Source organism: Peptoniphilus sp. oral taxon 836 str. F0141 (assembly GCF_000179335.1).
In the GTDB taxonomy this organism is placed as follows: Bacteria; Bacillota; Clostridia; order Tissierellales; family Peptoniphilaceae; genus Peptoniphilus_A; species Peptoniphilus_A lacrimalis.
In genome coordinates this window covers 1-2,093 of the sequence record NZ_AEAA01000066.1, presented here as the reverse complement: position 1 = coordinate 2,093, position 2,093 = coordinate 1, and the positions used below count along the sequence as shown (strand labels likewise).

Annotated in this window: 2 protein-coding genes; both read right to left on the bottom strand. The window is 27.2% G+C overall.

The features are described from left to right. Positions 1–114: 114 nt before the first annotated feature. Positions 115–765, bottom strand: a complete 651-nt coding sequence (locus tag HMPREF9131_RS02700) for a zinc dependent phospholipase C family protein (protein ID WP_019034889.1) — start codon at positions 763–765, stop codon at positions 115–117. A 105-nt stretch (positions 766–870) separates the two neighbouring features. Next, positions 871–2,093: glycosyl hydrolase family 18 protein (locus tag HMPREF9131_RS02695; protein ID WP_009345239.1), on the bottom strand; the 1,223-nt coding region annotated here is incomplete at its 5' end.

The following is a 2,093-nucleotide window of genomic DNA, read 5'->3' as shown; positions in this document are numbered from 1 at the left end:
ACTTTGCTTCTGAATTATTAATCATCTTTTCCTCCAAATTAATTAAAAAAGGCAAGGTAAATGACCTTTGCCTTAATATAACAATCTATTCTATTTAATATACTGCACATTCGTCTATGAAAATTGAATTTCTAAATCTTCATTGTAAACAAGTGCAGATTCAATAACAAAGGATGCTATTTTAGAACTTATATCTAGTGCAAAATTCATATCAGTATCAAAACTTATAGGAGCATTTTTATATTCACATATAACTGTTTCTATATATTCTTTAACTCTAACTTTAAGCTTTTTATCAACATTTTCGAATAAATCTAAATTTTTAGTATTTATAACGTACTCATAATTTTCTTCCTTAAATTTTTGTGATAACACATATACATTAAGGTCTGATTCATACTTAATATGTGCTTTCATATCATCAAAGAAAGTCATCCTATAAGCATGCGGATAGCAACAATAATCAGAAAGATAATGAGAAATTATACCTAACTTCTTAGATAAATAATTAATCAAAATAGGATTAGTGTTCTCTTGTAAATTTGAATATCTACAAAAATAAATCAAGTTAGATATCTCTTTAGAAATAAAATTTATTGACTCCTTTTGATAATGTCTTATTAGTTTGTAATAAGGCAAAACATCAGGACAAACACTTCCCCATTGTATCTTATTCAAATTTAAATTAATGTTATAATCTTGTTTTACCCTTTGATGAATAATAGTTGCTATAACTTTATGAGTATTAGCTAAAATTTTAAGCACTCCCTTTAATTAAAATACAATTAATTTTGCAATTCATTTATAATTTTATCTAATAATAAAAAAAATGTCAATGTTAGTGATTGACATTTTCATTTGAAATTATTATTAATATTTCAAATCTTTTATTTCATTGTTTATAGCATCCCAAATATCAAAAGTTTCAAAACCCAATCTCCAAGATGCAATCCCTCTTAACTTGTACTTATTAACTAGACTGGTTTTAAGAGCTAAAGAATTTTTCTCTTCCAACCAAATTTTATAAAGGGCATCACCCTCGTTAAATTCCACATAAAATTGTCCACATTCGTCATTCCACTTAGGTGTTAATCCCTTAGAACCAATAATATTATTAGTTTGGTCCATAGAAATTGCTTTAGAAGAAACTTTACCATTTTTTTCGCACCAAAGCCTTGAATATAAAGGAACTCCTAAAATCATTTTATCTCTAGGAATTGACTTGAACAAAACATTAATTGAACCTTCAACCCAAGGATATTCAGCAACTGAACCTGACTTTTCAGAAGATGACCAATGTTGGTCATATGCCATTATTACAACTAAGTCACAAATCTCTGCAAGTGCTTTTCTATCGTAGGGTTCTTTTGTTACATCCGATGATATCTGTGGAGTTACATCAACTGAAATCATTATATTTTCTGACTTTGCTTTTTCAGATAATTCTTTTACAAAAGTTGTAAATAAATCTCTGTCACTAATTTTAAAACCTTCAAAGTCAATATTTAGACCTTTCATGCCATATTTTTTACATAATTCTATAGTTTTATCAATTATTTTTTTTCTTGAATTTTCATTTGACAATGCCTTGTTAGTAATCTCTGCATCAAAAGAGTTATCAAGATATCCCCAAACATCAATACCCATAGCTCTATATCTATTGACATAATCAATATTTCCCCTATCAATTAAATCCCCATTTCCATTCATAATAGAAAACCATGTTGGAATTATGATATCAACACCTGGTATATTTTTAATATTTGCAATCTTATCTTCAGAATGTCCAGCATAAGTGTAATCCCAAGTAATGTTTAAGGGTTTTTTTGCTTGAGTATTCAATTCATGCGGCGGAATTTCTGTAATATTATCTAAATAATCTTTATGGACATAACCAGCATATCCGTTATATTCTCTTACCCTATAATAAGAATTTTCTTGGTCATATAGAAATACTTTACTATTTTTAGGAACTTTTTTAATTAATTTTGATCTTTTCTTAGACATTTCTCTCAAGTTTACATCAGTTGTTGTTGTAGCAATTTTATGAGAAATGCTTAAATTATCAAGAACATATGACTTGTTATCTTTAT